The sequence below is a fragment of the Seohaeicola saemankumensis genome, from assembly GCF_042678485.1.
GTDB classification, from domain to species: Bacteria; Pseudomonadota; Alphaproteobacteria; order Rhodobacterales; family Rhodobacteraceae; genus Seohaeicola; species Seohaeicola saemankumensis.
This window is the reverse complement of sequence record NZ_JBHTKR010000007.1, coordinates 132,941-159,084: the sequence shown is the minus strand read 5'-3', so window position 1 is coordinate 159,084 and position 26,144 is coordinate 132,941. Positions and strand designations below refer to the sequence as shown.

Genomic DNA, 26,144 nt, shown 5'->3' with positions numbered 1-26,144 from the left:
CGGGCCTCAACCCTGGTGGATATAGGTTCCGGGCGCATCGCACAGGGCAGGATAGCCCTTGTCCCGCGCGCCCATCGCCGGCGGCGCCACTTGTGCCCCGCTGTTCTGCTCCAGCCAGCAGGTCCATTCCTGCCACCACGATCCGGGCCGTGGGTCATGCCCCTTCAGCCAGCTGTCCGGCCCCATGTAAGGCGCGCCCGCTCGGCGGTGGCTGATGCGGTAGTGCCGCCCCTTGTGCCCCGGTTCGCTGAGGATGCCGCCATTGTGCCCGCCCTTCGTCAGCACGAAGGTCAGATCATTATCGGTGAAAAGCTGCGTCTTGTAGACTGACCGCCAAGGCGCGATGTGATCGCTTTCGGTCGCCACCACGAACATCGGCGCGGTGATATCCTTGAGCGCGATCACCTTGCCTTCGACGGCAAAGCGCCCGGCCGTGATCCGGTTTTCAAGGAAGATCCCGCGCAGATATTCCGAATGCATCCGGGCGGGCATCCGCGTCGTGTCGCCATTCCAGACCGTGATATCCGAAGGCAGATCCTCGATCCCCAGGAAATAGCGCCGCACGGCGCGGGTATAGATCAGGTCTTCGGCCCGGATCGCGGCAAAGGTGCGTGCCATCTGGGGCCGGTCCAGATAGCCCTGTTCCCACATCATGTCCTCGAGGAATGCAACCTGGCTTTCATCCAGAAACAGCAACAGCTCACCCGCTTCGATGAAATCGACCTGTGCCGCCATCAGCGTGACCGAAGCCAGCCTGTCATCACCATCGCGCGCCATGCTGGCAGCCGCGATCGCAAGCATCGTGCCGCCCAAGCAATAGCCGTTGGCATGCACTTGTCGCCCCGGCACGATCGCGTTGATTGCATCCAGCGCCGCCAGAACGCCGCGCTTGCGGTAATCCTCCAGCGAAAGATCCGCCTGGTCGGCGGTGGGGTTGCACCAGGAGATGCAGAAAACCGTGAAGCCCTGCGCGACCAGGTGACGGATCAGCGAGTTTTCCGGGGAAAGATCCAGAATATAGTATTTCATGATCCAGGCAGGCACGATCAGAACCGGTTCAGGATGCACCAGGTCGGTCTGGGGGCTGTACTGGATCAGCTCCATGATATCGTTGCGGTAGACGACCTTGCCGGGGGTACAGGCCAGGTGCTTTCCCAATGCGAACTCTTCCGGGATCGGGCGTTTCGCTTGCGTCAACGTCTGAACCACATCGGCGGCAAGATGTGCCGCCCCTTCGGTCAGGTTCTGGCCACGGGTCTGCAGCGTCTTTTCGATGATCCCGGGGTTCAGGGCCGGAAAGTTCGAGGGCGCGACCGTATCCAGCATCTGCCTGATCATGAACCCGGTGCGTTCCGCGCTTTTGTGGCGCAGGCCGCGCAGATCATCGGTGGCATGGTCCCACCAGTCCTGCAGGGCCAGAAAGCCTTGTTGCCATTGGCTGAAAGGCGGCTTGGCCCAATCGGGATGGGTCCATCGCGTATCATTGGCCTTGGGCGCGAATGGCGCGTCCTGGGCCTTGCCGGTCATCTCGGCCGCTGCGTGCTGCATCAGCCTGAGCGTGTTCTGCTGGGCCTTTTCGATCAGCTCCAGCTGTCGGCCCGGCGCGCGGGCCATGTGCAGCCACCAATCGGTCCAGGCATCGGCGACGGCATGGGGCGACACGCCGCCCGTAAGCTGCGCCATTGCCGCCATGACGCTGCGGTCAAGGTTCTGATGCGGGTGTGAGGGGCGTTCATCCTGCGCCGCCATGGTCGGGACGGCAGGCACCACCGCCGGAAGCTGCGGATCACGCGCAGGCGCGGCCTTGCGGGCCCTGGGCACCCCGGGTGCCCTGGGCGCCCTTGTCCGCGTCACACCTGATTTTGCGCCTTTGTCAGCCATCTCGACACCCCATGCGAAAAAGCCATCCTAACCCTCGTGTCCGCGACCGGCTTTGACCTGCGTCAAGCATCAGGCGTCAGGCATCAGGCCCCGCGCAGGTGGCCGGGCTTTCGCCCGGACCCGCGCAGCCGCCGGGACAGGGCCGAAAAGATCAGGGATTGCAGCAGGGCCAGCGCCGCCGCCAACGCTCCGATCAGGCCGCTGAAGATCAGCCAGACCTCATCGGCCATCCGCATGGTCAGCCGCATCACGCGGCTTTTGCCCAGAACCTCGATCGTGCCCACCATCCGCGGACCCAGCGCGTCCGACGCGCGGGCCATGCGCGACAGATCGGCAGGATCGTCGACATATTTCATCAGGTGCAGCCCGTCGCGGACCGAGGTCTTGCCGATCATCTGTCCGGCGTCTTCCGCGATCCTTGCGGCAGGGCGCATCACGTCGGGGCGCAGAAGGCCAACCAGATCATCGAGGCGACGCACCTGGCTGATGCCGTCCCAGGCCACGCCTTCGCGAAAGCTGCGGATCAGGGGGCGCGTGATCGCGTCGGGAAGACGTTTCATGGATTTCGCCAGCTTGGCAAAGCTTGCCCCCGCCTTGACCGTCAGGCTGCCGCCACCGCTTGACGCCGCCAGAGCAAGGGCGGTCAGTCCGACGACCGACAGGATGACCTCGACCTCGTCCACCTCGCGGCCGGCCACGTAATCAAGCCCGCCTCTGACCACCCCGGTCAGATCCCCGACCGCCGACAGTTCGATCGGGGCGCGACACATCAGGACAAGGGTCATGTCGCACGTCGCGGCATCCCGGATGCACTGCAGGCAGGCGACTGCCACTGTCCGCAAACCGCTGTCCTCGTCCCAGGCCTCCGCGCGCCGGTTCAGCAGGTCGGCAGGCAGGGCGATCCCGCGCTCTGCCGCCAACGCCGTGACCGCGTCGATCGCCAGCCAGTTGCGCGGCGCCTCGGCCAGAAGCGCATCAAGCCGGGCTGCAACGGCTGCGGGGGTGGCGTGCACGGCCAGCGCATGTTCGGTCGCCGCCGCGATTCCGGCCGTGCCACGTGCGACGAAGGCCGCCCCGACGGGCGCCTTCGCCAGCGCCGACAGGTTGGTTGCCGATACCGCAAGGGATGCGATCATCAAGCCGGTCAGCAGCAGCCGCGCCAGCCCGCGCACCGCACCGCCCGCCATCAACTGCGGATCATCCCCACGATCTCGTAGGTCTTTTGCAGGATCGGGCTGGCGATCGCGCGGGCGCGGGCGGCACCGTCGCCCAGGATGCGGTCGATTTCCGCCGGGTCCTGCATCAGCCGGGCCATCTCGGTCGAGATGGGTGACAGCCTGGCCACGGCCAGATCGGCCAGCATCGGCTTGAATTCGGAAAACTGCTTGCCGCCCACATCGCGCAGCACCGCATCCACCGTGCTGTCGGACAGCGCGGCATAGATGTTCACCAGGTTGCGCGCATCCGGGCGGCCCTCCAGCCCTGCGGCTTCCGACGGCAAAGCCTCGGGGTCGGTCTTGGCCTTGCGGATCTTCTTGGCGATCGTGTCGGCATCATCGGTCATGTTGATGCGACTTGCGTCCGACGGATCGGATTTCGACATCTTTTTCGATCCGTCCCGCAGGCTCATGACGCGGGTGGCGGCCCCTTCGATCACCGGCTCTGTGATCGGAAAGAAATCGACGCCGTAATCGTGGTTGAACTTGGCCGCCACATCGCGGGTCAGTTCCAGATGCTGCTTCTGATCCTCGCCGACCGGCACATGCGTCGCATGATAGAGCAGGATGTCCGCGGCCATCAGCGCAGGGTAGGCAAACAGGCCCAGCGAGGCGTTTTCGGCATTCTTGCCCGCCTTGTCCTTCCACTGGGTCATCCGGCCCATCCAGCCCATGCGCGCGACGCAGTTGAAGATCCAGGCCAGTTGCGCGTGTTCGGGCACCTGGCTTTGATTGAAAAGGATGGACCTGGCCGGGTCCAGACCGGCGGCGATATAGCCCGCCGTCAGCTCGCGGGTCTGGCGCCGCAACGCGGCGGGGTCTTGCCAGACGGTGATGGCATGCAGGTCGACCACGCAATAGATCGTGGGCGTGCCGCTGTCCTGCATCTGCACGAAGCGCTTGATCGCGCCCAGGTAATTGCCAAGGGTCAACCCGCCCGAGGGCTGGATCCCCGAGAAGACGCGCGGGGTGAAGGCCGCGTTCGGGTTGGATTGCGTGTGGACCGCATCCGCCATGATGACATCTCCGTCTGGATTTATGGGTGCGGCTGGCTTACCCATGCCCCCGAGCCCCGTCAAGCAAAGGTCCGTCATGCAACCTCACCGTCAGAGCCAGGGTGGCTTCAACCCCAGCCCCATCAATCCGCTGCCGCGGGTGGTCATCGCGCTTTTTGCGGTGGTCATGGGCATCGAGGCGCTGTTCAGCCTGGGCGCGCAGGGCATCGTCGGCGGACCGCAGGCCATCGGATGGCGCCTGGGCGCAATCCAGGGCTATGCGTTCTCGGCCGAAATCTTCCAGTGGATGTTGACCAACGGCCGCTGGCCGACCGAGCATCTGGCCAGGTTCGTGACCTATCCCTTCATCCACGGCAGTTTCACCCATGCGCTGTTTGCCGCTGTCATGCTGCTGGCGCTGGGCAAATTCGTGGGCGAAGTGTTTCGGGGCTGGGCCGTTCTGGCGGTGTTTTTCGGGTCCTCCGTCGGTGGCGCGCTGATCTATGGTCTGCTGGCAGGATCGCCGATTCCGCTGCTGGGGGCCTTTCCCGGGGTCTATGGCCTGATCGGCGCCTTCACCTATCTGCTGTGGCTCAGGCTTGGGCAGGAGGGCGGGCCGCAGATCCGCGCGTTCACGCTGATCGCCTTTCTGATGGGGATCCAGCTTGTCTTCGGCATCCTGTTCGGCGGCAGCCGCGACTGGATCGCGGACCTGTCGGGATTCGTCTTTGGCTTCGCGCTGTCCTTCGTGGTCAGCCCGGGCGGGTTTGCCCGGCTGAGGGAAAGACTGCGCCACGACTGATGTCGACCCGGCGCAGGGCGGAAGCGCTCCGCGCGGGGATATTTGCAGCAAGAAGAAACAGAATCGGCTAGACTGCCTGCGGGCGGGTCGGACTGGCTTTGTCCCGGCCGCAGCCCCTTTGGGGAGGTATGCGATGCGTTTTGCCGATCGGACGGATGCAGGGCGACAGCTGGCCGTGGCCGTGGCCGCACTTGATCTGGAGGATCCGGTTGTTCTGGCGCTGCCACGGGGCGGGGTGCCCGTGGCGGTCGAGGTGGCCCGCGTCCTGAAGGCGCCGGTGGATCTTGTCATGGTGCGCAAGATCGGCTTGCCAAGCCAGCCCGAGGTGGCGCTGGGTGCCGTTGTGGATGGACCACGCCCGGATCTGGAAGTGAACGAGGACATCGCGCGGCACGCGGGCTACAACCGGCTGGATATCGTCAAGCTTGCCGAGCCTGCCCTGGCCGAGATCGCGCGACGGCGGGGCGTTTATCTGGCTGGCCGCGATCCTGTGCCCCTCGCCGGGCGCACGGCAATCATCGTGGATGACGGGATCGCGACCGGGGCCACGATCAGGGTGGCGCTGCGGTCTGTCAGGCGGCAGGGCCCGGCGCGACTTGTGCTGGCCGTGCCGGTCGCCCCGCCCGAGGCGCTGGCGCAACTTGCGCCACTGGCCGACGATGTGATCTGCCTGCTGCAACCCGCCAGTTTCATGGCGGTCGGCGCGCATTACGCCGTTTTCGACCAGGTGGACGATGACAAGGTGATTGCCTTGCTGGCCGCGACTGCGGGTTGAGGGATCAGGCGCTGCCACCGCGCTGGAAGGCGCGGCGGAACTCGCCCAGGCGGAAGGCGCCGATCAGCTGGCCAATTCCGAAATAGCTGACGATGCCGATCAGGATCAGCCCGAGCAGCGCCAGGTAGCGCCATCCGGCCATCGCAAAGAAGGGCGACATCCAGACCGTAGCCAGCCAGAGCGCGGCGCCCATCGCGACCGAAGCCCCGATAATCCGCCAGATCCGCCCGTGAAACCGCGCGTCGAACCGCGCGACCTCGCCCATCGGGCGTGTCCCGCGCGCCAGCAGCGCCACCATCACCCAGGCGGCCAGCGTGGTGGCGATGGCGCAGGCGATCCAGCCGATCACGGGCGCAAGCCCGATGGCAAGTACCGCGTTCACGACCATGGCCACGACCGCATAACGGAACGGGCTGCGCGTATCCTCACGCGCGAAATACAGCGGCTGCAGGATCTTCTGCACCACGAAGGCGGGCAGCCCCAGCCCATAGACCGCGACTGCCATGGCGATGGCGGCGCTATCGTCGGATGTGGTGGCCCCGCGTTCGAACAGGACCGAGACAAGCGGCAGCGGCACGACCACCAGGGCCACGGCGGCAGGGATCGTCAGCGCCAGCGAGATCTCGGCGGCGCGGCTGAGCGCATTGCGCCCGCCTGCCGCGTCATCTGCCGCCAGCCGACGGGACAGATCGGGCAGCAGCACCACGCCGATGGCGATGCCCACGACACCCAGCGGCAGCTGGTACAGCCTGTCAGCCGCATAGAGCCAGCCGACGGCCCGGTCGAAATAACTGGCGACCTGCTGGCCGACCAGAAGATTGACCTGCACGACACCCCCGGCCAGCGCGGCCGGAATGGCGATACGTACGAGTCGCCGCATCTCGGGTGTCCAGCGCGGGCGGCGGGGCATCAGGGCAAACCCCGCCTGGCGCGCCGCATACCAGACCAGGGCCAGCTGCGCGACACCGGCGAAGGGGATGCCCCAGATCAGCGCTGTCCCCACATCGAGCCCGGAAAAGGCGGTGAAAGCGGTATCGAGGCCCGCAAAGGCGGCCAGGGTCATCGCCGCGATGAGGATCACGTTCAACAGGACCGGCGCCGCGGCGGCGGCGGCGAAGCGCCCCGTGGCATTCAGCACCCCGGACAGAAGCGCCGCCAGAGAGACGAACAGGATATAGGGAAAGACGATCCGTCCGAATTCGACCGAAAGCGCGAACTGTTCCTGACCGGCAAATCCGCTGGCCATGCCGTAGATCAGCCATGGCATGCACAGCTGTGCGACCAGCGTCAGCACGATCAGGACCGACGCAAGACCCGAAAAGGCATTTTCGGCAAAGCCCTGTGCATCCTCTCCGGCCTCGTATTTCTTCGAGAACATCGGCACGAAGGCCATGTTGAACGCGCCCTCGGCAAAGAAGCGACGGAACATGTTGGGAAGGCGGAAGGCCACGACGAAAGCCTCGTAGGCGGGGCCGGTGCCAAGGTAGGCCAGAATCATCGCGTCGCGCACGAAACCCAGAACGCGGCTGGCGAGGGTCCAGAGCCCCACGGTCATGAAGCCGGCGATCAGGCGGATAGGTTTCATGGCGGGCAGCCTTTCAAGCAGATGCACAGGCAGTATCGCATGCCCTTGCGGGTTGGAAGAGCCTGCCTTGCGGGCGCGGCGCGCGGGGTCAGAAGCCCCGCAGGCTTCTGCCGCCTTGCCTGCACGCGAATGCCGTGCCGAAGGGTGCCGCGGAACCCGCCCGCCGTCACGAGATGGCGCGTTCCACGCCCTTCTCGATCGCGTCGCGCAACTTGCGCTCAAGCGCCTTCTGCTTGGGCAGCGAATGGAATTTCAACCCGAACATGTCCTTGACGTAGAAGGTATCGACCACCTGTTCGCCATAGGTCGCGATCACGGCGCTGGCGATATAGACATTCGCGTTCGCCAGGGTGCGGGTCAGGTCGAACAGCAGGCCGGGACGGTCGCGCGTGTCCACCTCGATGATGGTGTAGATCTCGGAACCCTCGTTGTCGAAGGTGATGGAGGTGGCGACCCGGAAGGCGCGTTCGCGCTTCTTGATCTTGTCGCGGCTCTTGATGGCTTCGGTTGTGACGACCTCGCCTTTCAGGGTCTTGCCGATCATCTGGCGCAGCCGGGGCAGGCGCGTGGCGTCATAGGGGCTGCCGCTTTCATCCTGGATCCAGAAGACGGCCGTGGCAAAGCCGTCCTTGGATGTATAGGTGCGCGCATCGACCACGTTCGCCCCCACCAGCGCCAGCGCCCCCGCAAGACGCGAGAAGATGCCCGGATGATCGGACAGGGCGAAACAGGCGCGGGTTGCGTCGCGATCCTCGTCCGGGACCAGGTCGATCCTGATCTCGTCATCGGGAAGGTCGCGCAGCATATTGGCAAAGACCACCTGCGTGCGGGTGTCGAGACCCTGCCAATAGGGTGGATAATGCCGCCCCAGTTCGGTCTTGAGCGCTGCGGCCTCCCAACCCTTGAGGGCATCGCGCAGGGCCGCTTTCGCCTCGGCGCCGCGGTGTTCACGGTTCAGATCCTCCAGCCCGTGTTCCAGCGCGCGTGTCGTCTCGCGGTGAAGCTGCCGGATCAGCATGGCCTTCCAGTTGTTCCAGGTGTTGGGACCCACGCCGCGAATGTCGCAGACCGTCAGCACCGTCAGCAGATCAAGCCGCTTGCGGGTTCGCACGGCCTTGGCGAAATCGCGCAGGGTGCGCGGATCAGAGAGGTCGCGTTTCTGCGCCATGTCGGACATCAGCAGGTGATAGCGCACCAGCCATTCCACCGTTTCGCAATCCGCCTTGTTCAGGCCAAGGCGCGGCGCCACCTTGCGCGCGATCTGCGCGCCCAGCACGGAATGATCCTCGGCCCGGCCCTTGCCGATGTCATGCAGCAGCAGCGCGACATAGAGAACCTTGCGGTTCACCCCCGCACGCAGGATCCCCGAGGCGACGGGAAGCTCCTCGACCAGTTCGCCCCGTTCGATCTGAGCCAGGTTGCTGATGCACTGGATCGTATGCTCGTCCACCGTGTAGCTGTGGTACATGTTGAACTGCATCATCGCCACGATGGGTTCGAATTCGGGGATGAAGGCCGCCAGCATGCCCAGCTCGTTCATGCGGCGCAAAGCGCGTTCCGGGTTGCCGTGTTTCAGCAGCAGATCCATGAAGATCTGCTGCGCCTCGCGGGTGGTGCGCAGATCGTCGTCGATCAGGTGCAGGTTCGCCGTGACCAGGCGCATGGCATCGGGGTGGATCAGCATGCCCGTCCTGAGGGCTTCCTCGAACAGGCGCAGCAGGTTCACCTTGTCCTTGAGAAACTTTGCCTCGTTCTCGATCGCAAGCCTGTTGTGGATCACCTGGTAGCCGGGCTTGACCTTTGGCACGCGCCGGAAAATCCGCTCCAGCAGCGGGCCGGACTTGACATGCAAGGCTTCCAGCTTCGTCAGGAAGATCCGTGTCAGATCGCCGACAGAAGTCGCATGGCGGAAGTAATCCTGCATGAAATGTTCGACCGCGCGGCGCCCGCCCTTGTCGACATATCCCATCCTTTCGGCGACCTGCACCTGCAGGTCAAAGGTCAGCTGATCGGCGGGGCGCCCGGTGATCAGGTGCAGGTGGCAGCGCACGGCCCAAAGGAAATTCTCGGCCTTCTGGAAGGTCGCGAATTCCTCGGGGCGGAACATCTTGAGGCGGACAAGCTCTGCGGGGTTCTGGACACCATGCAGGTATTTGGCGATCCAGAACAGCGATTGCAGGTCGCGCAGGCCGCCTTTGCCCTCCTTCACGTTAGGCTCGACCATGTAGCGCTGGCCACCTTGCTTTTCGTGGCGGGAATCCCGTTCGTTCAGCTTGGCCTCGATGAATTCCCGCGCGGTCCCCTTGAACAGTTCGGTCTTGAGGCGCCGGTCAAGCTCGGCCGCCAGCTCTGCATCGCCGGCAAGGTAGCGATGTTCCAGAAGGGCCGTGCGGATCGTGAAATCCTCGTCTCCCAGCCGCAGGCAATCCTTGATGGTGCGGCTGGCATGACCAACCTTCAGGCGCAAATCCCACAGGATATAGAGCATCGTCTCGATCACGGATTCGGCCCAGGGCGAGATCCGGGTCGGGCTGAGAAACAGCAGGTCCACATCCGATTGCGGCGCCATCTCGCCGCGGCCATAGCCGCCGACCGCGATCAGCGCCAGACGCTCGCCAGACCCTGCGGGTTTTTGCGGATGTATCAGTCGGATCGCTACATCCTGCGCGCTGGCCACGATGCAGTCGGTCAGCCAGCAATAGGCACGGGTGACCGGACGCGCATCGAAGGGGCGCGCGGAAAACGCTTCGGCGATCGCGGCGCGGCCTTGCTGCAACGCCTGCGACAGGACAGGAACGACCGCCGCGCGGATCTGCCCCGGCTCAAGCCCCGCCGTGGCCGCGGCAAGCGCCTGTGCGACGGCTGGCGCGTCGAAGATCGACGCGGCAGGACAGATCAGATCGTCCGGAGCGGAGCGAAGCGGCAGCGGGACAGCGGTCAGCGCCGGATCACAATCCGGCACCGCCAAAGGTTCTTGGGGCAGGGTCAATCACAACCACCTGTCTGTCGCGAATCTGGGCCACGGCCAGTCCGCGTTCGTTGGTACCATCCGCGCGCAGCCGGAAAATGCCGTTCACCCCCTCGAAGCCGGCGCCTTGTGTCAGGCTGGCCCGGCTCAGCGCATCGGGCCGTCCGGAACTGACCAGGGCACCGATAGCCGCAATGCCGTCATAGGCCAGCCCGCCGATCGCATGTGGCGTCTCGCCATAGGCGGTCTGATACCTGTCACGGAACTGCGCGGTCATGATCGGATCGGGGATGGCGAACCAGCCGCCCTGAACCCCCGGAAGGTCCAGGGTCTGGCTGGGAACGTCCCAGCGGGTCAGCCCGATATATTGCGTGACCGCAGGCGAGATGCCCGCCTCGGGCAACAGCTGCGTCAGCAGGGGCAGCGCGCCAGCGGTGTTGGCGGTCAGAAAGACCGCATCGGCGGCGCCGTTCCGCACGCTGCTGACGATTTGCGGAATCGCCTGCACCACCCCGTTTTGCGAAAACGCGTGCCCGACACTGCCAACAACCGTGCCGCCGCTGCGCGTCAATGCGACCTCGATCGCCTGGCGTCCCGCCTGGCCATCGACATCCTCGGAATAGACCACGACGGCGCGGCCTTTTCCCTGGCGCACCGCATAGCTGGCCAATCGCTGGGCCGTGTTCTCGAAGGTGTGCCCAAGGATGAACAGGTTCCCGCCCGCGATCGAGGCGTTGTTGGTGAAGGCCAGAACGCTGACCCCGCTTGAGGCCACGGCCACTGCCGCAGCATTTGCGTTCTCGCCGTAGACCGGACCCAGGATGATCGCGGCCCCGTCAGCAACGGCCTGAAGTGCTGCTTGCTGTGCGTTGGCCGCAGAGCCGGCGGTGCCGTAGACACGCAGGTCGATGGCCACATCGCCCAGATCCGCGATCGCCAGGCGCGCCGCGTTTTCCAGCGACCGGGCCAGCACCTCGTCGCTGGCATTGGCGGAACCGCGCGGCACCAGCAAGGCAACGGGCACCGGCGTCGATGTGTCAAGAGCCGCGCCCGGTCGCCCCAAGGAGGTGTCGATCGGCTCGCATGCGGCGATGGCACCGATGGCGGCCAGCGCCAGAATGGCACCGCCCTGCGGCAGGATCGCCCGCGACATGCGGCGCATCACGCGGCCCGCGCCCTCGACGATTTCAAGGGCAGGTGTCAGGAATGACTTGCGGGGGGGTGACTTGAACGCGAACATGAAACAGACTTCTCCCTCGACATAAACGGTGATCTGCGCCACCGGCACGCGAAATCATCATAAACACCACGCCGGAGGGGTCCAGCATTGAATTCGAAATCCGTGAATCTCTCACCGGGGCTTTACCTCGTGTCCACACCGATCGGATCGGCGCGCGACATCACGCTGCGTGCGATGGACATTTTGGCAAGCGCCGACGTGCTGGCGGCCGAAGACACCAGAACGCTACGCAAGCTGATGGAAATACACGGCATTCCACTGGGAGATCGCCAGATCTTCGCCTATCACGACCACAATGGCGCGCAGATGCGGCCGCGGCTACTGGATCTTCTGGCGCAGGGGCGCAGCCTGGCCTACGCGTCCGAGGCGGGCACGCCCATGGTGGCCGATCCGGGTTTCGATCTGGCGCGCGCGGCACGAGAGGCAGGGTTTGCCGTCACCGCGGCACCGGGCGCGTCGGCCGTGATCACGGCGCTGACCGTCGGCGGCTTGCCGACAGACCGCTTCTTTTTCGCAGGTTTCCTGCCCAATAGCGCCAGCCAGCGCAAGACGGCACTGCGCGGCTATGCCGATATCCCCGGAACGCTGGTCTTTTACGAATCGCCGAAACGGATCGGTGCAATGCTGCGAGATTGCGCCGAGGTCCTGGGCGAAGACCGCAAAGCCGCGCTGTGCCGAGAACTGACCAAGAAATTCGAGGAGGTCATATCCGGCACCTTGCGGGAGCTTGGCGATATCTGCGCCACCCGAAGCCTGAAAGGCGAGATCGTGGTGCTGATCGAGAGGAAGTCTTCGGAGAATGTTAGGGAATCTGATGTAGAACTGATGCTTGCAGAGGCGTTGAAGGAAAAATCGGTGCGCGATGCGGCGGATATCGTGGCGGCGCGGACCGGGCTGGCGCGCAGGCAGGTCTACCAGATGGCCCTCAAGCTGGAGCAGGAAAGGAGCAGGAAAAATGACACTTCGCTTTGATCCGGCAGGGGTTTCGGCCCGGCCAGTCCAGCTTGATCTGCCACTGGCCATGCCTCTGGCGGCGCCGCTGTCCATGCCGGGGGCGCCAGGGCTGAAAAGCCGGGCTACGGTGTCGTCGCAGCCCAAGCCATGCCCCAAGCCATCCCCCAAGACACCCGTGGCATCCCCTTCGGTACAGCAAGCGCGCCAGACACGTGGCCGGCTGTCATACCTGTCGGGACTTGCCGCTGAAGATGCTGTCGAAAAAGCCTATGTGCAAAAGGGGCTGAAGCCTGTTGTGCGTCGCTGGCGCGGATCGCGGGCGGAAATCGACATGATCTTTTCGGATGGGGATGCGCTTGTGTTCGTCGAGGTCAAGAAAAGCCGCAGTTTCGATACGGCGCTTCGATCCCGTGGTCGCGCGCAATGCGACCGCATTCTGGAGGCGGCTACGGAATTTCTGGGGCAGACCCAGAGATCGCAACTGACGCAGATGCGATTCGATCTGGCCACGGTCAACAGCTTTGGCGCGCATTTCATCCTGGAAAACGCCTTCGCCCTGGAATGCTGAAGATATGGGTCAGGCACGCCCCGGCCTGAACTGCGCGCGGCGGTTGCGGCATTTCGGATTGTCTCGCCGCTTTGGTTGCGCCATGTAAAGGCTCTATCCTCAGGGGAGCCGGACATGAAAATCGCCTTTCAGATGGACCCGATCGGGCCGATCAACATCAATGCCGACAGCACGTTCCGCCTGATGGAGGAAGCCCAGGCGCGTGGTCACGAGCTGTTCTACTACACCCCCGACCAGCTGGCCTACCAGGAGGGTCGAATCACGGCGCGTGGCTGGCCGGTCACCGTGCAGCGGGTGCAAGGCGACCATTATCGGCTGGGCGCGCAAACCGAGGTTGACCTGTCGGAATTTGACGTGGTCTGGCTGCGCCAGGACCCGCCGTTCGACATGTTCTACATCACGACCACGCATCTGCTGGACCGGATCCACCCCAAGACCCTTGTGGTGAACGATCCTTTCTGGGTGCGTAATTCGCCCGAGAAACTGCTGGTTCTGAATTTCCCTGACCTGACCCCGCCCACGACGATCGCGCGAGATCTGGCAACCATACGTGCCTTCAAGGATCGCCATGGCGATGTGATCCTCAAGCCGCTTTATGGCAATGGCGGTGCGGGTGTGTTCCGGCTGACCTCGGATGACCGAAACCTGTCCTCGTTGCACGAACTCTTCACCGGCTTCAGCCGCGAGCCGCTGATTGTGCAGAAATATCTTCCCGATGTCAGCAAGGGCGACAAGCGTGTCATCCTTGTGGATGGCGAAGCGGTGGGCGCAATCAACCGTGTGCCGGCTGCGGGCGAAACCCGGTCCAACATGCATGTGGGTGGACGTCCTGAAAAGATCGGCCTGACGGAACGCGATCTTGAGATATGCGCGCGCATCGGCCCGGTTCTGCGTGAAAAAGGCCAGGTTTTCGTGGGCATCGACGTGATCGGGACATGGCTGACCGAGATCAACGTGACCTCGCCCACTGGCATTCAGGAGCTGGAGCGGTTCGACGGTGTGAACATCGCGGCCGGAATATGGGAACGGATCGAGGCGCGGCGCGCCTGATCGGGATCAACTTTCCCGGACACCCACAAGACGATAGCTTGCGGCCTCGGCCACATGTGTGCTTGCGACGCCTTCGGACCCTTCCAGATCCGCAATGGTGCGCGCAACCCGCATGACGCGGTGATAGCCGCGCGCGGTCAGGCCAAAGCGTTCGGCGATACGCCCCAGCAGCGCCCGCCCCGCCGCATCGGGTGTCGCGACGCGATCCAGCACCGCCCCCTCTGCATCGGCGTTCAGATGCATGTCTGCCACCTCGGCAAAACGCGTGGCCTGGATCTGCCGTGCCGCAGCCACACGCGCTGCGACCTGCACCGAGCTGTCGCCCGATGCGGGCAGATCAAGGTCGGTATAGGCGACGGGCGGCACTTCGACACGCAGGTCGAAGCGATCCATCAGCGGGCCGCTGATCCGTCCGATGTAATCCTCGCCGCAGATCGGGGCGCGGGTGCAGGCCCTTGCCGGATCGGTCAGATAGCCGCATTTGCAGGGGTTCGCCGCCGCGACCAGCATGAAGCGGCAGGGATAACGGACATGCGCATTGGCCCGCGCCACCATCACCTCTCCGGTTTCGATCGGTTGGCGCAGGGTCTCCAGCACACCGCGCGGGAATTCGGGAAACTCGTCCATGAACAGCACCCCGTGATGCGCCAGGCTGATCTCGTCGGGCCGTGCGGAGCGCCCCCCGCCCACGATCGCGGCCATGGAAGCCGTATGATGCGGCTCGCGGAAGGGCCGTGCGCGTGAAATGCCACCCTCGTCCAGCAATCCGGCCAGCGAATGGATCATCGAGGTTTCCAGCGCCTCGGCCGCCGTGAGCGGCGGCAGGATGCCGGGAATGCGCGCCGCCAGCATCGACTTGCCCGATCCGGGCGTGCCCAGCAGCAGCAGGTGATGCCGCCCGGCGGCGGCGATTTCCAGCGCGCGCTTGGCGCGTTCCTGTCCCTTCACATCGCGCAGGCAGCGCGCATTTGTCAGGCCCGTGACCTCGCCGGGTTCGGCCGGCGCGATGGGCGACTGCCCGGTGAAATGACGCACCACATCCATCAGGCTTGCCGCTGCGATGACCTGGCAGCCACCGACCCAGGCCGCTTCTGCCCCCGAGGCGCGGGGACAGACCAGAATGCGGCCTTCCTCTGCGGCGGTCATGGCTGCGGGCAGGGCGCCCAGCACGCCGACAAGGGATCCATCCAGCGACAATTCCCCCAGCGCGGTAACGCCTTCGACCGCATCGGCGGGAATGATGTCAAGCGCGGCCAGCAGCGCCAGCGCGATCGGCAGGTCGAAATGGCTGCCTTCCTTGGGAAGATCCGCAGGCGACAGGTTCACCGTGATCCGCTTGCTGGGCAGGGCAATCGCCATGGCGCTCAGCGCGGCGCGTACCCTGTCGCGCGCCTCGGACACGGCCTTGTCGGGCAGGCCCACGACCGAAAAGCCCGGCAAGCCCGGCGTGACCGCGCATTGCACCTCGACCGTCCGGGCCGAGACGCCTTCAAAAGCCACCGTATAGGCGCGCGCCACCATCCCCGACCCCATCCTTCACCATGGTTAATGGCTAAGCTGTTTTTCTTTCGGAATGATTAACGAAGATCCGCCGCGCCATTGGCGCCGGGCGCGTGATCAGGGCAGGTGGTTGATCCGCAACGCGTTCCATGACCCGTCCTGGTGGTGCAGTTCGGTCAGCGACAGATTGGCGATCCGGTGCGAAAACGCCGCGTAGGCGCCGATTTGCAGGGCCTGCTGCACCTGTGTCAGGATCACGCCGAAATGGGCCACCGCGATGATGTCCCGGCCGGGATGGTCCGCCATCAGCCGGGCCACGGCGCGGTCAACGCGGGCGCAGACCTCGTGCCAGCTTTCACCGCCGGGCGGGCGGATGTCGCCGGGAGTCTCCCAATAGGCGCGCAAGCGGGCCTGATCCTCGACCTCGTCGAAATGTGCAAGCTCCCATTCACCGAAATGGATCTCGCGCAGGTCCGGATCATGCGGCAGGCGTTGCCGCCCGGCCGCAATCGCATCCGCCGTGGCGCTGGCGCGCACCAGGTCCGAGGAGATCACGAGGGCCTCGGCGGGCAGGACGCCCGACAGCCGCGCCAACTGCGCGCTGTCCGACAGGTCGGCCGGCAGATCGGACCAGCCGACCATGGTCTTGGCATGGGTCGGCCCGTGGCGCACCCAGAAAAAGCGGCTCATGCCCGACACCCCGGCAAGGTGCCTTTCAGTACCAGCGGCAGACCGGCCATCACCGCCACGACAAGCGGCGCCTGGGCTGCAAGCCTCTGGTTCAACTCGCCTTGTGCCTGGCGAAAACGGCGGGCCAGGGCATTTTCGGGCACCACGCTCATGCCGATCTCGTTGCTGACAACCACGACCGGGGCAGCACAGGCATCCAATGCCGCCAGCAGCGCTGTTTCCTGCGCCGCAAGATCATGATCGGCCAGCATCTGGTTGGTCAGCCACAGGGTCGCGCAATCCAGCAATACCGCCTGATCCGGTCGCGCCGCCGTCAGGGCAGGGGCCAGATCCAGCGGCGCCTCATGGGTCAGCCATCCCGCGCCCCTGGCGTTGCGATGGCGTGCGATCTTGCCGCGCATCTCTTCGTCCCAGGCCTGGGCCGTGGCCAGGTAGACAGGCGCCAGCCCGCTGTCCAGAACCAGCCGTTCCGCAAAGGCGGATTTCCCTGAGGCGGCCCCTCCCAGAACCAGGGTCAGCTTTGGCAACATGTCAGACTCATGTTTTTTGATCCGATCGGTTTCTGCCTGCGTATCAAACATCAAGACAAAGAAAAACGGCCCTCTGGCGTCCCTGGCGCACCGGGCCATTGTTAGGGGGTAAAAATGGCACTTGATGCACCAAATGACATGACCCTGTCGCGCAAAGCCATGAAGGCCGAGCTTCTGGATGCCGAGACAGAGCTGAAACTTGCCTACGCCTGGCGCGATCACCGTGACGAGGCGGCGCTGCACCGCCTGATCACCGCCTATATGCGCCTTGCCATTTCGATGGCGTCGAAATTCCGCCGCTACGGCGCGCCGATGAACGACCTGATCCAGGAGGCCGGTCTTGGCCTGATGAAGGCGGCCGACAAGTTTGACCCGGATCGCGGCGTGCGTTTTTCGACCTATGCGGTCTGGTGGATCAAGGCCAGCATCCAGGATTACGTGATGCGGAACTGGTCGATGGTCCGGACCGGATCGACATCCAGCCAGAAATCGCTGTTTTTCAACCTGCGTCGTGTGCAGGCCCGGCTTGAGCGTGAGGCGCAGGCGCGGGGCGAAGAGCTGGATCGCCACCAGATGCGCCAGATGATCTCGACCGAGATCGGCGTACCGCTGCATGACGTCGAGATGATGGAGGGCCGGCTGTCGGGCTCGGACTTCTCGCTCAACGCCACCCAGTCCTCCGAGGATGAGGGGCGCGAATGGATCGACACGATCGAGGATGAGGGCAGCCAGGCCGCCGATATCGTCGAGACCGCGCATGATACAGCGGCCCTGCGCAACTGGCTGCTTGACGCGCTGGCAGCACTGAATGACCGCGAACGGTTCATCGTACGCGAGCGCAAGCTGCGCGACGATCCGCGCACCCTTGAAAGCCTGGGCGAAGAACTGGGCCTGTCCAAGGAACGTGTGCGTCAGCTTGAAGCCGCGGCCTTTGCCAAGATGCGTAAAAAGCTGGAAAGCCAGTCGCGCGAGGTGCAAGACTTCCTCGCATGAGATGTCTTGCCCTGATCGCTGCACTCGCGTGTGGGCCCGCTTTTGCGGGCCCTTTGCCTGATGACCTGATGGAACGCGCAGCCGCAGCCCCTGTGATCATCGTGGGCGAGGTGCATGACAACCCGGCCCATCATGACGCGCAGGCCGCCCTTGTCGCCCATATCCGGCCCGCCGCGATCGTCTTCGAGATGCTGACCACGGAACAGGCGGCGCGGGTCACACCGCAGAACCGCAATGATCAGGCGATGCTGGCCGATGTGCTGGGCTGGGCCGAAAGCGGCTGGCCCGATTTCACCCTGTACTACCCGATCTTTGCCGCGGCACCGCAGGCCGCGATCTACGGCGCCGCCGTTCCGCGCGATGCCGCCCGCGCCGCGATGCAGGCCGGCATTGCCGAAAGTTTCGGCGATGATGCATCCGCCTATGGTCTGACAGATCCCTTGCAGGCCGATTTGCAGGCCGCGCAGGAGGATTTGCAGCAAGAGGCTCATTGCAACGCCATGCCGCCCGAAATGCTGCCCGTGATGGTCGATCTGCAACGGCTGCGCGACGCGGTGCTTGCCCGCGAAACCCTGCGGGCCCTGGATGCGACGGGTGGCCCTGTCGTGGTGATCACCGGCAATGGCCATGCCCGTCAGGATTGGGGTGTGCCCGCCTACATTGCGGGGCTTCGTCCGGACCTGCCGGTTTTCACGATCGGCCAGCAGGAAGACGGGGCGGGTACGCCGGGGGGCTTCGACGCGGTTCTGTCTGCCCCGGCGGTCGACCGGCCTGACCCCTGTCTGCAATTCCGCAGCAAGGGCTGATCCGGCAGGCGCGTGACCCGGCCTTGTCAGCGGGCGACGCGGGACATACTGTCGGCCCATCTGGCGGAGGCGCAGAACATGCTGGCAGGCAAACGCATTCTTCTGATCATCGGCGGCGGCATCGCGGCCTACAAGTCGCTTGACCTGATCCGCCGTCTGCGCGAACGCGGCGCGGCGGTGACACCTGTTCTGACCAGGGCAGGCGCCGAGTTCGTGACGCCTCTGTCGGTCTCGGCGCTGGCGGGCGAGAAAGTCTTTACCGATCTCTTCGACCTGACCGACGAGGCCGAGATGGGCCACATCCAGCTGTCGCGCAGCGCTGATCTTGTCGTGGTCGCCCCTGCAACGGCTGATCTGATGGCAAAGATGGCCCATGGCCACGCGAATGATCTGGCATCGACCCTGTTGATGGCGACGGATACGCAGGTGCTGATCGCGCCCGCGATGAATGTGCGGATGTGGGAGCATCCCGCGACGCGGCGCAACCTGGCGCAGCTTTTGGCCGATGGCATCCGTGTCGTCGGCCCCAATGCGGGCGACATGGCCTGCGGCGAATATGGCCCCGGCCGCCTGTCGGAACCGCTTGAGATTGTCGCCGCGATCGAAACCGCGCTGGGGCAGGGCTCCTTGACCGGCAAGCGGATACTGGTGACGTCCGGCCCTACCCATGAACCCATCGACCCTGTGCGCTATATCGCCAACCGGTCATCCGGGGCGCAGGGCACGGCAATTGCCCATGCCCTGGCGGCTCTGGGGGCCCATGTGATCTTTGTCACCGGCCCCGCCGATGTGCCCCCGCCGCAAGGGGTGCAGGTGGTCCGGATCGAGACCGCGCAGCAGATGCTTCAGGCGGTCGAAGCCGCCTTGCCCGCTGATGCGGCCGTTTTTGCCGCCGCCGTGGCGGATTGGCGCGTGGCATCATCCTCTGGTTCCAAGATCAAGAAGGACGCAGGCCGCCTGCCGGTGCTGGAATTCGCCGAAAACCCCGACATCCTGGCTACCGTCAGCCAGCGCAAGGCGGATCGTCCCGGCCTGGTGGTGGGCTTTGCCGCCGAAACCGATGACGTGATTGCCAATGCCACGGCCAAGCGCGCGCGCAAGGGCTGCGACTGGATCGTGGCCAATGATGTCAGCCCCGCTACCGGGATCATGGGCGGCACGGAAAATGCCGTGCATCTGATCACCGCCCACGGGCGCGAGGATTGGCCGCGCATGTCCAAGCAGGATGTGGCCGCGCGTCTGGCCACCCGGATCGCACAGGCGCTGGGCTGATCGCTGTTCAGTTCGCGCAGGTCAGTGCCCTGGTCAGATCCTGCCTGTCCTGCAAGGCGCCCAGATCGCGGCTGACCAGTTCACCCTCCTGCCAGCCAACCGCGACGATGCGGCGCCAGTCGCCCGAGGCCAGTATTGCCTCGACCCGGCCAGCGCAGTCGCGCACGCCGCCTGCGATATCTTCCTCTCCGATCCGATGATTTGTCACGCCTTGAAGCGCGCCGCGCGGGACAAGGCGGTCACCCTCCAGTCCGACAAGGCGCATGGTCTTGCCCAGATGCGGGGTTTCCACATAGGCGATCTCGGGCTTGCCATCGCTGGTGAAGTCGCCGACCCCGAAGGGCGCAAGCCAGCGGAAACGCGTCCCGATGAAATCGGTGCTGGCAAGAAGCGTCAGGTCGGGCGTGCCGGATGCGGTCTTGCCCAGCTCCCACACGGTCAGGCGCGCGCCTTTGCTCTCGTGGCTTTGCACAACGACGATTTCCGGCCGCCCATCGCCCGTGACATCCCACAACCGGGGGGTGGCATCTTCGAACACCAGTGGCGCATCCAGCGTGACACGGATGCCGATCCGGGGTTGCGGGCAGTCTTCACAGACCTGCGCGCTGACCGTCAGGCTGGTGAAGGCGGCAATACGCCCCAGCACGTTATGCGGATAGCGATCGGTCGGACCTGACAGACTGACGGCGACCGGCCAGGGCAGGGACGCGCCCGCCGGAGGTTTGGGGCCGGCGACAGACACCTCTGTCGGTTGCGCGGGCGCCGGCGCGGGCGCGATGATCAATGCCGCAAGAATGCCGACGAAAATTGTGTGAATAAGCAGACTAATTCGCATGATATTGTCATGATCTTTCATAGGGCAGAATTTTATTGCTATATCTTGCATCGGCGCGCTGCTGGGTCGGGTCGTGGCCCATACCTTGATGCCACGCGCACCGCTGACCCGGCAGCCTAGAGGGTGGGGCGGCAACCGCCTAGCCCTTCGTGGCCCTTTTCGATCAAAAGCCGGTGATCCCGGTCGCGTGATCCGCCTGCGCTACCGTCTTGTCCCGCAGGATGGTCCCTGATGCCTTGCAACGCGGGGTCTTTCGGTTATGTCTTCAGGAACAGCCGCAGGCGCCAACAGGCCAACCGCGCGGCGCATCGCCCCGTCCGGCAGGATCGGGCCCGACCATCACGATGCACAAGGCAAGAGGCGTCATATGCTGATCATCCGCTGCACCAGGACGCCCGAGGCCGATCCCGCGCTGCCGTTGCCGACCTATGAAACGGCAGGCGCTGCCGGGGCGGACCTGCGCGCGAATTTTCCGCCCGATCAGCGCGACGGCGTCACCCTTGCCCCGGGCGCGCGCATGCTTGTGCCGACAGGGCTGCGGCTTGAAATTCCCGACGGGTTCGAAGTGCAGATCAGACCCAGGTCCGGCCTTGCGCTGAAACACGGGATCACCCTGCCCAACAGCCCCGGCACCATCGATAGCGATTATCGCGGTCCCTTGGGCGTGATCGTGATGAATGCGGGCAGCGATGCGTTCCACATCGCCCATGGCGACCGCATCGCGCAGATGGTTGCCGCACCGGTGCTGCGCGCCACCTTTGATCTTGTCGACAGCCTTGATCCGACCGCGCGCGGGCAGGGCGGCTTCGGCTCGACCGGGCGGGGCTGAGGCATGGCGCTGGTTCTTGTCATGGCGGGTGTTCTCTGGGGTATCGGGGCCTTCATGGGCACGCCGCGCCGTATGCGGTGGATCATGATTGCTATTCTGTGGGTCGGGGTCGTGGTGATTCACCTGACCCTTCCGCAAACCGCGCCCTTGCGTCTGGCGACAGGGGGCAGTGCCGCGCCCTGGCTGCTGTTGGGGGGCTTTGCCGCCTTGGCAATCGGTTACCGCGCTGTGCTGGCGCGGTTGCGCGCGCGCGCAGATGCGGGCGCTGAAAACCTGGCTGGCCCTGCGACCTCAGGCGCGTTTTCCCCCACGGAACTTGACCGCTACGCCCGCCATATCGTGTTGCGCGAACTGGGCGGCACGGGACAGCGCCGCCTGAAAGAGGCCAGGGTTCTGGTGATCGGCGCGGGTGGGCTTGGCGCGCCCGTCCTGATCTATCTGGCGGCCGCAGGTGTGGGCACGATCGGCGTGATCGACGACGACAGCGTGGACAACTCCAACCTGCAACGGCAGGTGATCCATACCGATGAGCGCATCGGCATGCCCAAGGTCTTTTCCGCCGAGGCCGCGATGCGCGCGCAAAACCCTTTCGTGACGGTGCGCCCCTACAATCGCCGCCTGACAGCCGATGTGGCGACCGATCTGTTCTCTGAATACGACCTGATCCTTGATGGCACCGATGACAGCGCCACGCGCTATCTGGTGAACCAGACTGCCGTCGCTCTGGGCAAGCCGCTGATCTCTGGCGCGCTTTCGCAATGGGAAGGCCAGATTGCCCTGTTCGACCCCGCGCGCGGCGGCCCCTGCTATCAATGCGTCTTTCCGCAAGCCGCAGCGCCCGGTCTGGCCCCCTCTTGCGCCGAGGCGGGGGTGATTGGCCCCTTGCCGGGCGTGATCGGATCCATGATGGCGCTGGAGGCGATCAAGCTGATCACCGGCGCGGGCCAGGATCTGCGTGGGCGCATGCTGATCCACGACGCGCTTCACGCCGAACACCGCACCATCCGCCTTCATGCACGTGCAGATTGCCCGGTCTGCGCCAATATGCGCCCCGCAGGAGAGACAGAAAATGACAAACCCGCTGCTTGATACCTGGACCACGCCTTTTGGCCTGGCCCCTTTCGACCGCGTGGAAGACGCGCATTTCGCCCCCGCCTTCGACGCCGCGCTTGATGCCCACAAGTCCGAGATCGACGCGATTGCCACCAACCCTGACGCCGCTGATTTCGACAACACCATTGGTGCGCTGGAATCGGCGGGCAAGGCGCTGGACCAGGTTCTGTCGGTTTTCTACACCGTCGCAGGGGCCGACAGCACGCCCGCGCGTGAGGAATTGCAGCGCGCCTTCTCGCCCCGGCTTGCGGCGCATTCCGCGGAAATCACCGCCAACAAGGCACTTTTTGCCCGCGTCGCGGATCTGTGGGCGCGTCGCGACGCGCTTGATCTGAGCGCAGAGCAGCAGCGCGTTCTGATGCTGACGCATCGCGGCTTTGTCCGCTCGGGGGCTGCCCTGACCGGGGCCGAGGATGCGCGCATGGCCGCGATCAAGTCGCGCCTGGCCGTGCTGGGCACGCAGTTCACCCAGAATCTTCTGGCGGATGAACGGGCCTGGGCGCTGCCCCTGTCCGAGGACGATCTTGAAGGGCTGCCCGATTTTCTGGTCTCGGCCGCCCGTGCGGCGGGGCGTGAGAAAGGCGCCGAAGGCCCGGTCATCACCCTGTCGCGGTCGTTGATCACGCCGTTTCTGCAATTCTCGCCGCGCCGCGATCTGCGCGAGCTGGCCTGGCGCGCCTATGTGGCGCGTGGCGCCAATGGTGGCGCCACCGACAACCGCAAGATTGCCGCCGAAATCCTGTCGCTTCGGGCAGAGCGCGCGGCACTGCTGGGGTATGACAGCTTCGCCGCTTACAAGCTGGAAACCGAGATGGCCGGAACGCCGCAGGCGGTGCGCGACCTGCTGATGGCTGTCTGGACCCCCGCCCGCGCGCAGGCCCAGGCAGATGCCGCCGTGCTGGAACGCATGATGCATGAAGACGGGATCAACGGCGATCTTGAACCCTGGGATTGGCACTATTACGCCGCGCGCCGCCGTCAGGCAGAACACGATCTGGATGAGGCCACGCTGAAGCCCTACCTGCAACTGGACCGGATGATCGAGGCCAGCTTTGCCTGTGCGAACCGGCTGTTCGGGCTGGAATTCACGCCGCTGAACCTGCCGCTTTACCATCCCGATGCCCGCGCATGGGACGTGACGCGCAATGGCCAGCATGTCGCCGTCTTTATCGGCGACTATTTCGCGCGCGGCTCCAAACGCTCGGGCGCGTGGTGCTCGGCGATGCAGTCACAGGCCAAGTGGCCGCAGGTGCGGCACCCGATCGTGATCAACGTGTGCAACTTCGCCAAAGGCGATCCTGCGTTGCTGTCTTATGACGATGCGCGCACGCTGTTCCATGAATTCGGCCATGCCCTGCATCAGATGCTGTCTGATGTGACCTATCCGTCGATCTCGGGCACATCGGTTGCGCGCGATTTCGTGGAACTGCCCAGCCAGCTTTACGAACACTGGCTGGAAGTGCCGGAGGTGCTGGCCGAATTCGCCACCCATGCCGAAACGGGCCAGCCCATGCCACGTGACATGCTTGACCGGCTTCTGGGCGCCGCGACCTTCGACATGGGTTTTCAGACTGTTGAATATGTCGCCTCGGCCCTTGTCGATCTGGCCTTTCACGAAGGCACCCCGCCCGCCGATCCCATGGCGATGCAGGCTGAGGTGCTGGCCGAACTGGGGATGCCGCGGGCCATCGCGATGCGCCATGCCACGCCGCATTTCGCCCATGTGTTTTCCGGCGACGGCTATTCCAGCGGGTATTACAGCTACATGTGGTCCGAGGTGATGGACGCCGATGCCTTCGCGGCCTTCGAGGAGGCCGGCAGCGCCTTCGACCCGGAGCGGGCCAGGGCGTTGGAGACCTTCATCCTGTCCGCTGGCGGATCGCGCGACCCGGCAGAGCTTTATACCGCGTTCCGCGGGCGCCTGCCGGGCGTCGAGGCCCTGCTGAAAGGGCGCGGACTGGCTGCGTGATACGAAAAAAGGCCCCGGGTGTCCGGGGCCTTTGTCAGTCAGGTTCAGCCTGACCTCAGATCGTCTGGTCGTAGTCGCCCACGCTGGGCTCTGTGCGGATCACCGCGTCGATCTCGGCGAAGATCGCCCGCATCTCGGCTTCGGATTCCGGGCTTTCGCACACCACCACCAGGTTGGGGGTGTTGGATGAGGCGCGCACAAGCCCCCAGCCGCCATTGTCCAGGATCACCCGCGCGCCATTGACGGTGACAACCTGCGCGATCTTGCGCCCGGCCAGCGTGCCCCCGGACTCATGCTTGGCCACCAGCTTGGCGACAAGACGTTCCAGCACCTGGTATTTTTCGGTGTCGGCGCAATAGGGCGACATCGTCGGCGTTGCCCAGGTCTGCGGCAGGGCGCGGCGCAGGTCGGACATGGACATGTCCGGGTTGCGGTCCATCAGCTTGCAGATCTCGACCGCGACGCGCATCCCGCAGTCATAGCCGCGCCCGATGGGGCCGGCCAGAAAGTAGTGGCCCGATTTCTCGAACCCGGCCAATGCGCCCAGTTCCTTGACCCGGCGCTTCATGTGGCTGTGCCCGGTCTTCCAGTAATCCGCCTTGACCCCGTTCTTGATCAACTCGGGGTCCGAGGCGAACAGTCCCGTCGATTTCACATCCGCGACAAAGGTGCTGCCGGGATAGAGTTTCGACAGATCCCGCGCCATGATGACGCCCATCTTGTCGGCGAAAATCTCTTCGCCCTCGTCATCGACCACGCCGCAACGATCACCGTCGCCATCGAACCCCAATGCGAAATCCGCGCCCGAGGCTTTGACGCTGTCGGACATGTCATGCAGCATTTCCAGCGCTTCGGGGTTCGGGTTGTAATGCGGAAAGGTGTAATCCAGCGTGTTGTGGCTGGGGATCACCTCAACCCCCAGGCGTCGGAACAGTTCGGGCGCAAAGGCAGAGGCGGTGCCATTGCCGGTGGCACAAACCACCCGCAGCTTGCGGGTCATGCGGAAATCGCCCACCAGATCGTCCAGATAGGCGTCGCGCACGCCATCGACGAATTCATAGGCGCCGCCGGGGGCAGTCTGGCCTTCGCCGTTCAGAACGATGTCGCGCAGTTCGGCCATTTCGTCGGGACCATGGGTCAGGGGGCGGTCAAAGCCCATCTTGACCCCGGTCCAGCCATTGGGGTTGTGGCTGGCGGTGACCATGGCCACGGCCGGCACATCCAGATGAAACTGTGCGAAATAGGCCATCGGCGACAGCGCAGGGCCGATATCCTTGACCGTGATTCCGGCCTGCATCAGCCCCAGGATCAGCGCATTCTTGATCGACAGCGAATAGTCGCGGTAATCGTTGCCGACCGCGATCACCGGCGCGATGCCGCGCCGCCGCATCTGCGTGCCAAGCCCCAGCCCCAGTGCCGTGATGCCGGGCAGGTTGATCTGGTCTGGGTATTTCCAGCGCGCGTCATATTCGCGAAAGCCGGTCGGCGTGATCATCGCGTCACGCAGGAATTCCCAGGTGTTCGGTGTCACGGTAGGCACGGGTTTGGTCACTTGTTCAATCTCTCTTGTCT

At 64.9% G+C, this 26,144-nt stretch carries 22 protein-coding genes; 11 read left to right on the top strand and 11 right to left on the bottom strand.

The features are described from left to right. Positions 1–6 precede the first annotated feature (6 nt). From ACFQ3C_RS17345 to trpS, 3 genes are all read right to left on the bottom strand, one after another. Positions 7–1,749, bottom strand: a complete 1,743-nt coding sequence (locus ACFQ3C_RS17345; protein WP_380794648.1) for a PHA/PHB synthase family protein — start codon at positions 1,747–1,749, stop codon at positions 7–9. Between the two features lie 215 nt (positions 1,750–1,964). Continuing rightward, positions 1,965–3,068: a hypothetical protein gene (locus ACFQ3C_RS17340; protein WP_380794508.1), complete on the bottom strand. Its 1,104-nt coding sequence runs from the start codon at positions 3,066–3,068 to the stop codon at positions 1,965–1,967. Further along, a complete protein-coding gene (gene trpS / locus ACFQ3C_RS17335; RefSeq protein ID WP_380794505.1) occupies positions 3,068–4,114 on the bottom strand; it encodes a tryptophan--tRNA ligase in 1,047 nt (348 codons plus the stop codon). The genes ACFQ3C_RS17340 and trpS overlap by 1 nt, the downstream gene beginning before the upstream one ends. A 76-nt stretch (positions 4,115–4,190) precedes the next feature. On the opposite strand from trpS, the gene ACFQ3C_RS17330 reads away from it, so the two are divergent. Next, positions 4,191–4,895, top strand: a complete 705-nt coding sequence (locus tag ACFQ3C_RS17330; protein ID WP_380794501.1) for a rhomboid family intramembrane serine protease — start codon at positions 4,191–4,193, stop codon at positions 4,893–4,895. A gap of 133 nt (positions 4,896–5,028) precedes the next feature. Further along, entirely contained in the window at positions 5,029–5,670 is a 642-nt protein-coding gene (locus ACFQ3C_RS17325; RefSeq protein WP_380794497.1) for a phosphoribosyltransferase, read from the top strand. A gap of 4 nt (positions 5,671–5,674) precedes the next feature. On the opposite strand, the gene murJ is transcribed toward ACFQ3C_RS17325, so the two are convergent. The 3 genes from murJ to ACFQ3C_RS17310 all read right to left on the bottom strand — a co-directional run bounded on the left by murJ (position 5,675) and on the right by ACFQ3C_RS17310 (position 11,376). Continuing rightward, positions 5,675–7,255 carry a murein biosynthesis integral membrane protein MurJ gene (gene murJ, locus ACFQ3C_RS17320; protein ID WP_380794491.1) on the bottom strand — a complete coding sequence of 527 codons (1,581 nt, stop codon included), beginning with the start codon at positions 7,253–7,255 and terminating at the stop codon, positions 5,675–5,677. Between the two features lie 166 nt (positions 7,256–7,421). Further along, on the bottom strand, positions 7,422–10,244 hold the full coding sequence (locus ACFQ3C_RS17315) for a [protein-PII] uridylyltransferase (RefSeq protein WP_380794488.1): 2,823 nt from the start codon (positions 10,242–10,244) through the stop codon (positions 7,422–7,424). Next, on the bottom strand, positions 10,204–11,376 hold the full coding sequence (locus tag ACFQ3C_RS17310; RefSeq protein WP_380794645.1) for a penicillin-binding protein activator: 1,173 nt from the start codon (positions 11,374–11,376) through the stop codon (positions 10,204–10,206). Before ACFQ3C_RS17310 ends, ACFQ3C_RS17315 begins: the two co-directional genes overlap by 41 nt. A gap of 174 nt (positions 11,377–11,550) precedes the next feature. Between ACFQ3C_RS17310 and rsmI the strand changes: the two genes are divergently transcribed. From rsmI to gshB, 3 genes are all read left to right on the top strand, one after another. Further along, positions 11,551–12,435: a 16S rRNA (cytidine(1402)-2'-O)-methyltransferase gene (gene rsmI, locus ACFQ3C_RS17305; protein WP_380794485.1), complete on the top strand. Its 885-nt coding sequence runs from the start codon at positions 11,551–11,553 to the stop codon at positions 12,433–12,435. Further along, positions 12,419–12,985 carry a YraN family protein gene (locus tag ACFQ3C_RS17300; RefSeq protein WP_380794482.1) on the top strand — a complete coding sequence of 189 codons (567 nt, stop codon included), beginning with the start codon at positions 12,419–12,421 and terminating at the stop codon, positions 12,983–12,985. Before rsmI ends, ACFQ3C_RS17300 begins: the two co-directional genes overlap by 17 nt. Positions 12,986–13,099: 114 nt before the next feature. Continuing rightward, positions 13,100–14,035 (top strand): glutathione synthase, encoded by a 936-nt coding sequence (gene gshB, locus ACFQ3C_RS17295; RefSeq protein WP_380794480.1) that lies wholly within the window; start codon positions 13,100–13,102, stop codon positions 14,033–14,035. A 6-nt stretch (positions 14,036–14,041) separates the two neighbouring features. Here the strand turns inward: gshB and ACFQ3C_RS17290 are convergent, their stop codons facing one another. The 3 genes from ACFQ3C_RS17290 to cobU form a co-directional block, all read right to left on the bottom strand. Continuing rightward, entirely contained in the window at positions 14,042–15,556 is a 1,515-nt protein-coding gene (locus ACFQ3C_RS17290) for a YifB family Mg chelatase-like AAA ATPase (protein ID WP_380794643.1), read from the bottom strand. Between the two features lie 96 nt (positions 15,557–15,652). Next, complete coding sequence (locus ACFQ3C_RS17285; RefSeq protein WP_380794477.1) at positions 15,653–16,225, bottom strand: histidine phosphatase family protein; 573 nt, start codon at positions 16,223–16,225, stop codon at positions 15,653–15,655. Beyond that, positions 16,222–16,755, bottom strand: coding sequence for a bifunctional adenosylcobinamide kinase/adenosylcobinamide-phosphate guanylyltransferase (gene cobU / locus ACFQ3C_RS17280; protein ID WP_380794475.1), 534 nt, complete (start codon positions 16,753–16,755; stop codon positions 16,222–16,224). The genes ACFQ3C_RS17285 and cobU overlap by 4 nt, the downstream gene beginning before the upstream one ends. A 114-nt stretch (positions 16,756–16,869) precedes the next feature. Between cobU and ACFQ3C_RS17275 the strand changes: the two genes are divergently transcribed. From ACFQ3C_RS17275 to coaBC, 3 genes are all read left to right on the top strand, one after another. Further along, positions 16,870–17,748 carry an RNA polymerase factor sigma-32 gene (locus ACFQ3C_RS17275; RefSeq protein WP_068287517.1) on the top strand — a complete coding sequence of 293 codons (879 nt, stop codon included), beginning with the start codon at positions 16,870–16,872 and terminating at the stop codon, positions 17,746–17,748. Positions 17,749–17,816: 68 nt separating this feature from the next. Beyond that, positions 17,817–18,554: a ChaN family lipoprotein gene (locus ACFQ3C_RS17270; protein ID WP_380794471.1), complete on the top strand. Its 738-nt coding sequence runs from the start codon at positions 17,817–17,819 to the stop codon at positions 18,552–18,554. A 78-nt stretch (positions 18,555–18,632) separates the two neighbouring features. Beyond that, a complete protein-coding gene (gene coaBC, locus ACFQ3C_RS17265) occupies positions 18,633–19,826 on the top strand; it encodes a bifunctional phosphopantothenoylcysteine decarboxylase/phosphopantothenate--cysteine ligase CoaBC (protein ID WP_380794468.1) in 1,194 nt (397 codons plus the stop codon). 7 nt (positions 19,827–19,833) lie between these two features. Here the strand turns inward: coaBC and ACFQ3C_RS17260 are convergent, their stop codons facing one another. Next, on the bottom strand, positions 19,834–20,682 hold the full coding sequence (locus ACFQ3C_RS17260; protein WP_380794465.1) for an FG-GAP repeat domain-containing protein: 849 nt from the start codon (positions 20,680–20,682) through the stop codon (positions 19,834–19,836). 346 nt (positions 20,683–21,028) lie between these two features. On the opposite strand from ACFQ3C_RS17260, the gene dut reads away from it, so the two are divergent. The 3 genes from dut to ACFQ3C_RS17245 are packed head-to-tail and all read left to right on the top strand — an operon-like array spanning position 21,029 to position 24,572. After that, positions 21,029–21,490, top strand: a complete 462-nt coding sequence (gene dut, locus ACFQ3C_RS17255; protein ID WP_380794463.1) for a dUTP diphosphatase — start codon at positions 21,029–21,031, stop codon at positions 21,488–21,490. Between the two features lie 3 nt (positions 21,491–21,493). Next, the gene (locus ACFQ3C_RS17250) at positions 21,494–22,579 is read left to right on the top strand and encodes a HesA/MoeB/ThiF family protein (protein WP_380794461.1); all 1,086 of its coding nucleotides are present in this window, start codon (positions 21,494–21,496) and stop codon (positions 22,577–22,579) included. Then, a complete protein-coding gene (locus ACFQ3C_RS17245; protein WP_380794458.1) occupies positions 22,560–24,572 on the top strand; it encodes a M3 family metallopeptidase in 2,013 nt (670 codons plus the stop codon). Before ACFQ3C_RS17250 ends, ACFQ3C_RS17245 begins: the two co-directional genes overlap by 20 nt. 55 nt (positions 24,573–24,627) lie before the next feature. On the opposite strand, the gene ACFQ3C_RS17240 is transcribed toward ACFQ3C_RS17245, so the two are convergent. After that, entirely contained in the window at positions 24,628–26,124 is a 1,497-nt protein-coding gene (locus ACFQ3C_RS17240) for a phosphomannomutase/phosphoglucomutase (RefSeq protein ID WP_380794455.1), read from the bottom strand. Positions 26,125–26,144: the final 20 nt, after the last annotated feature.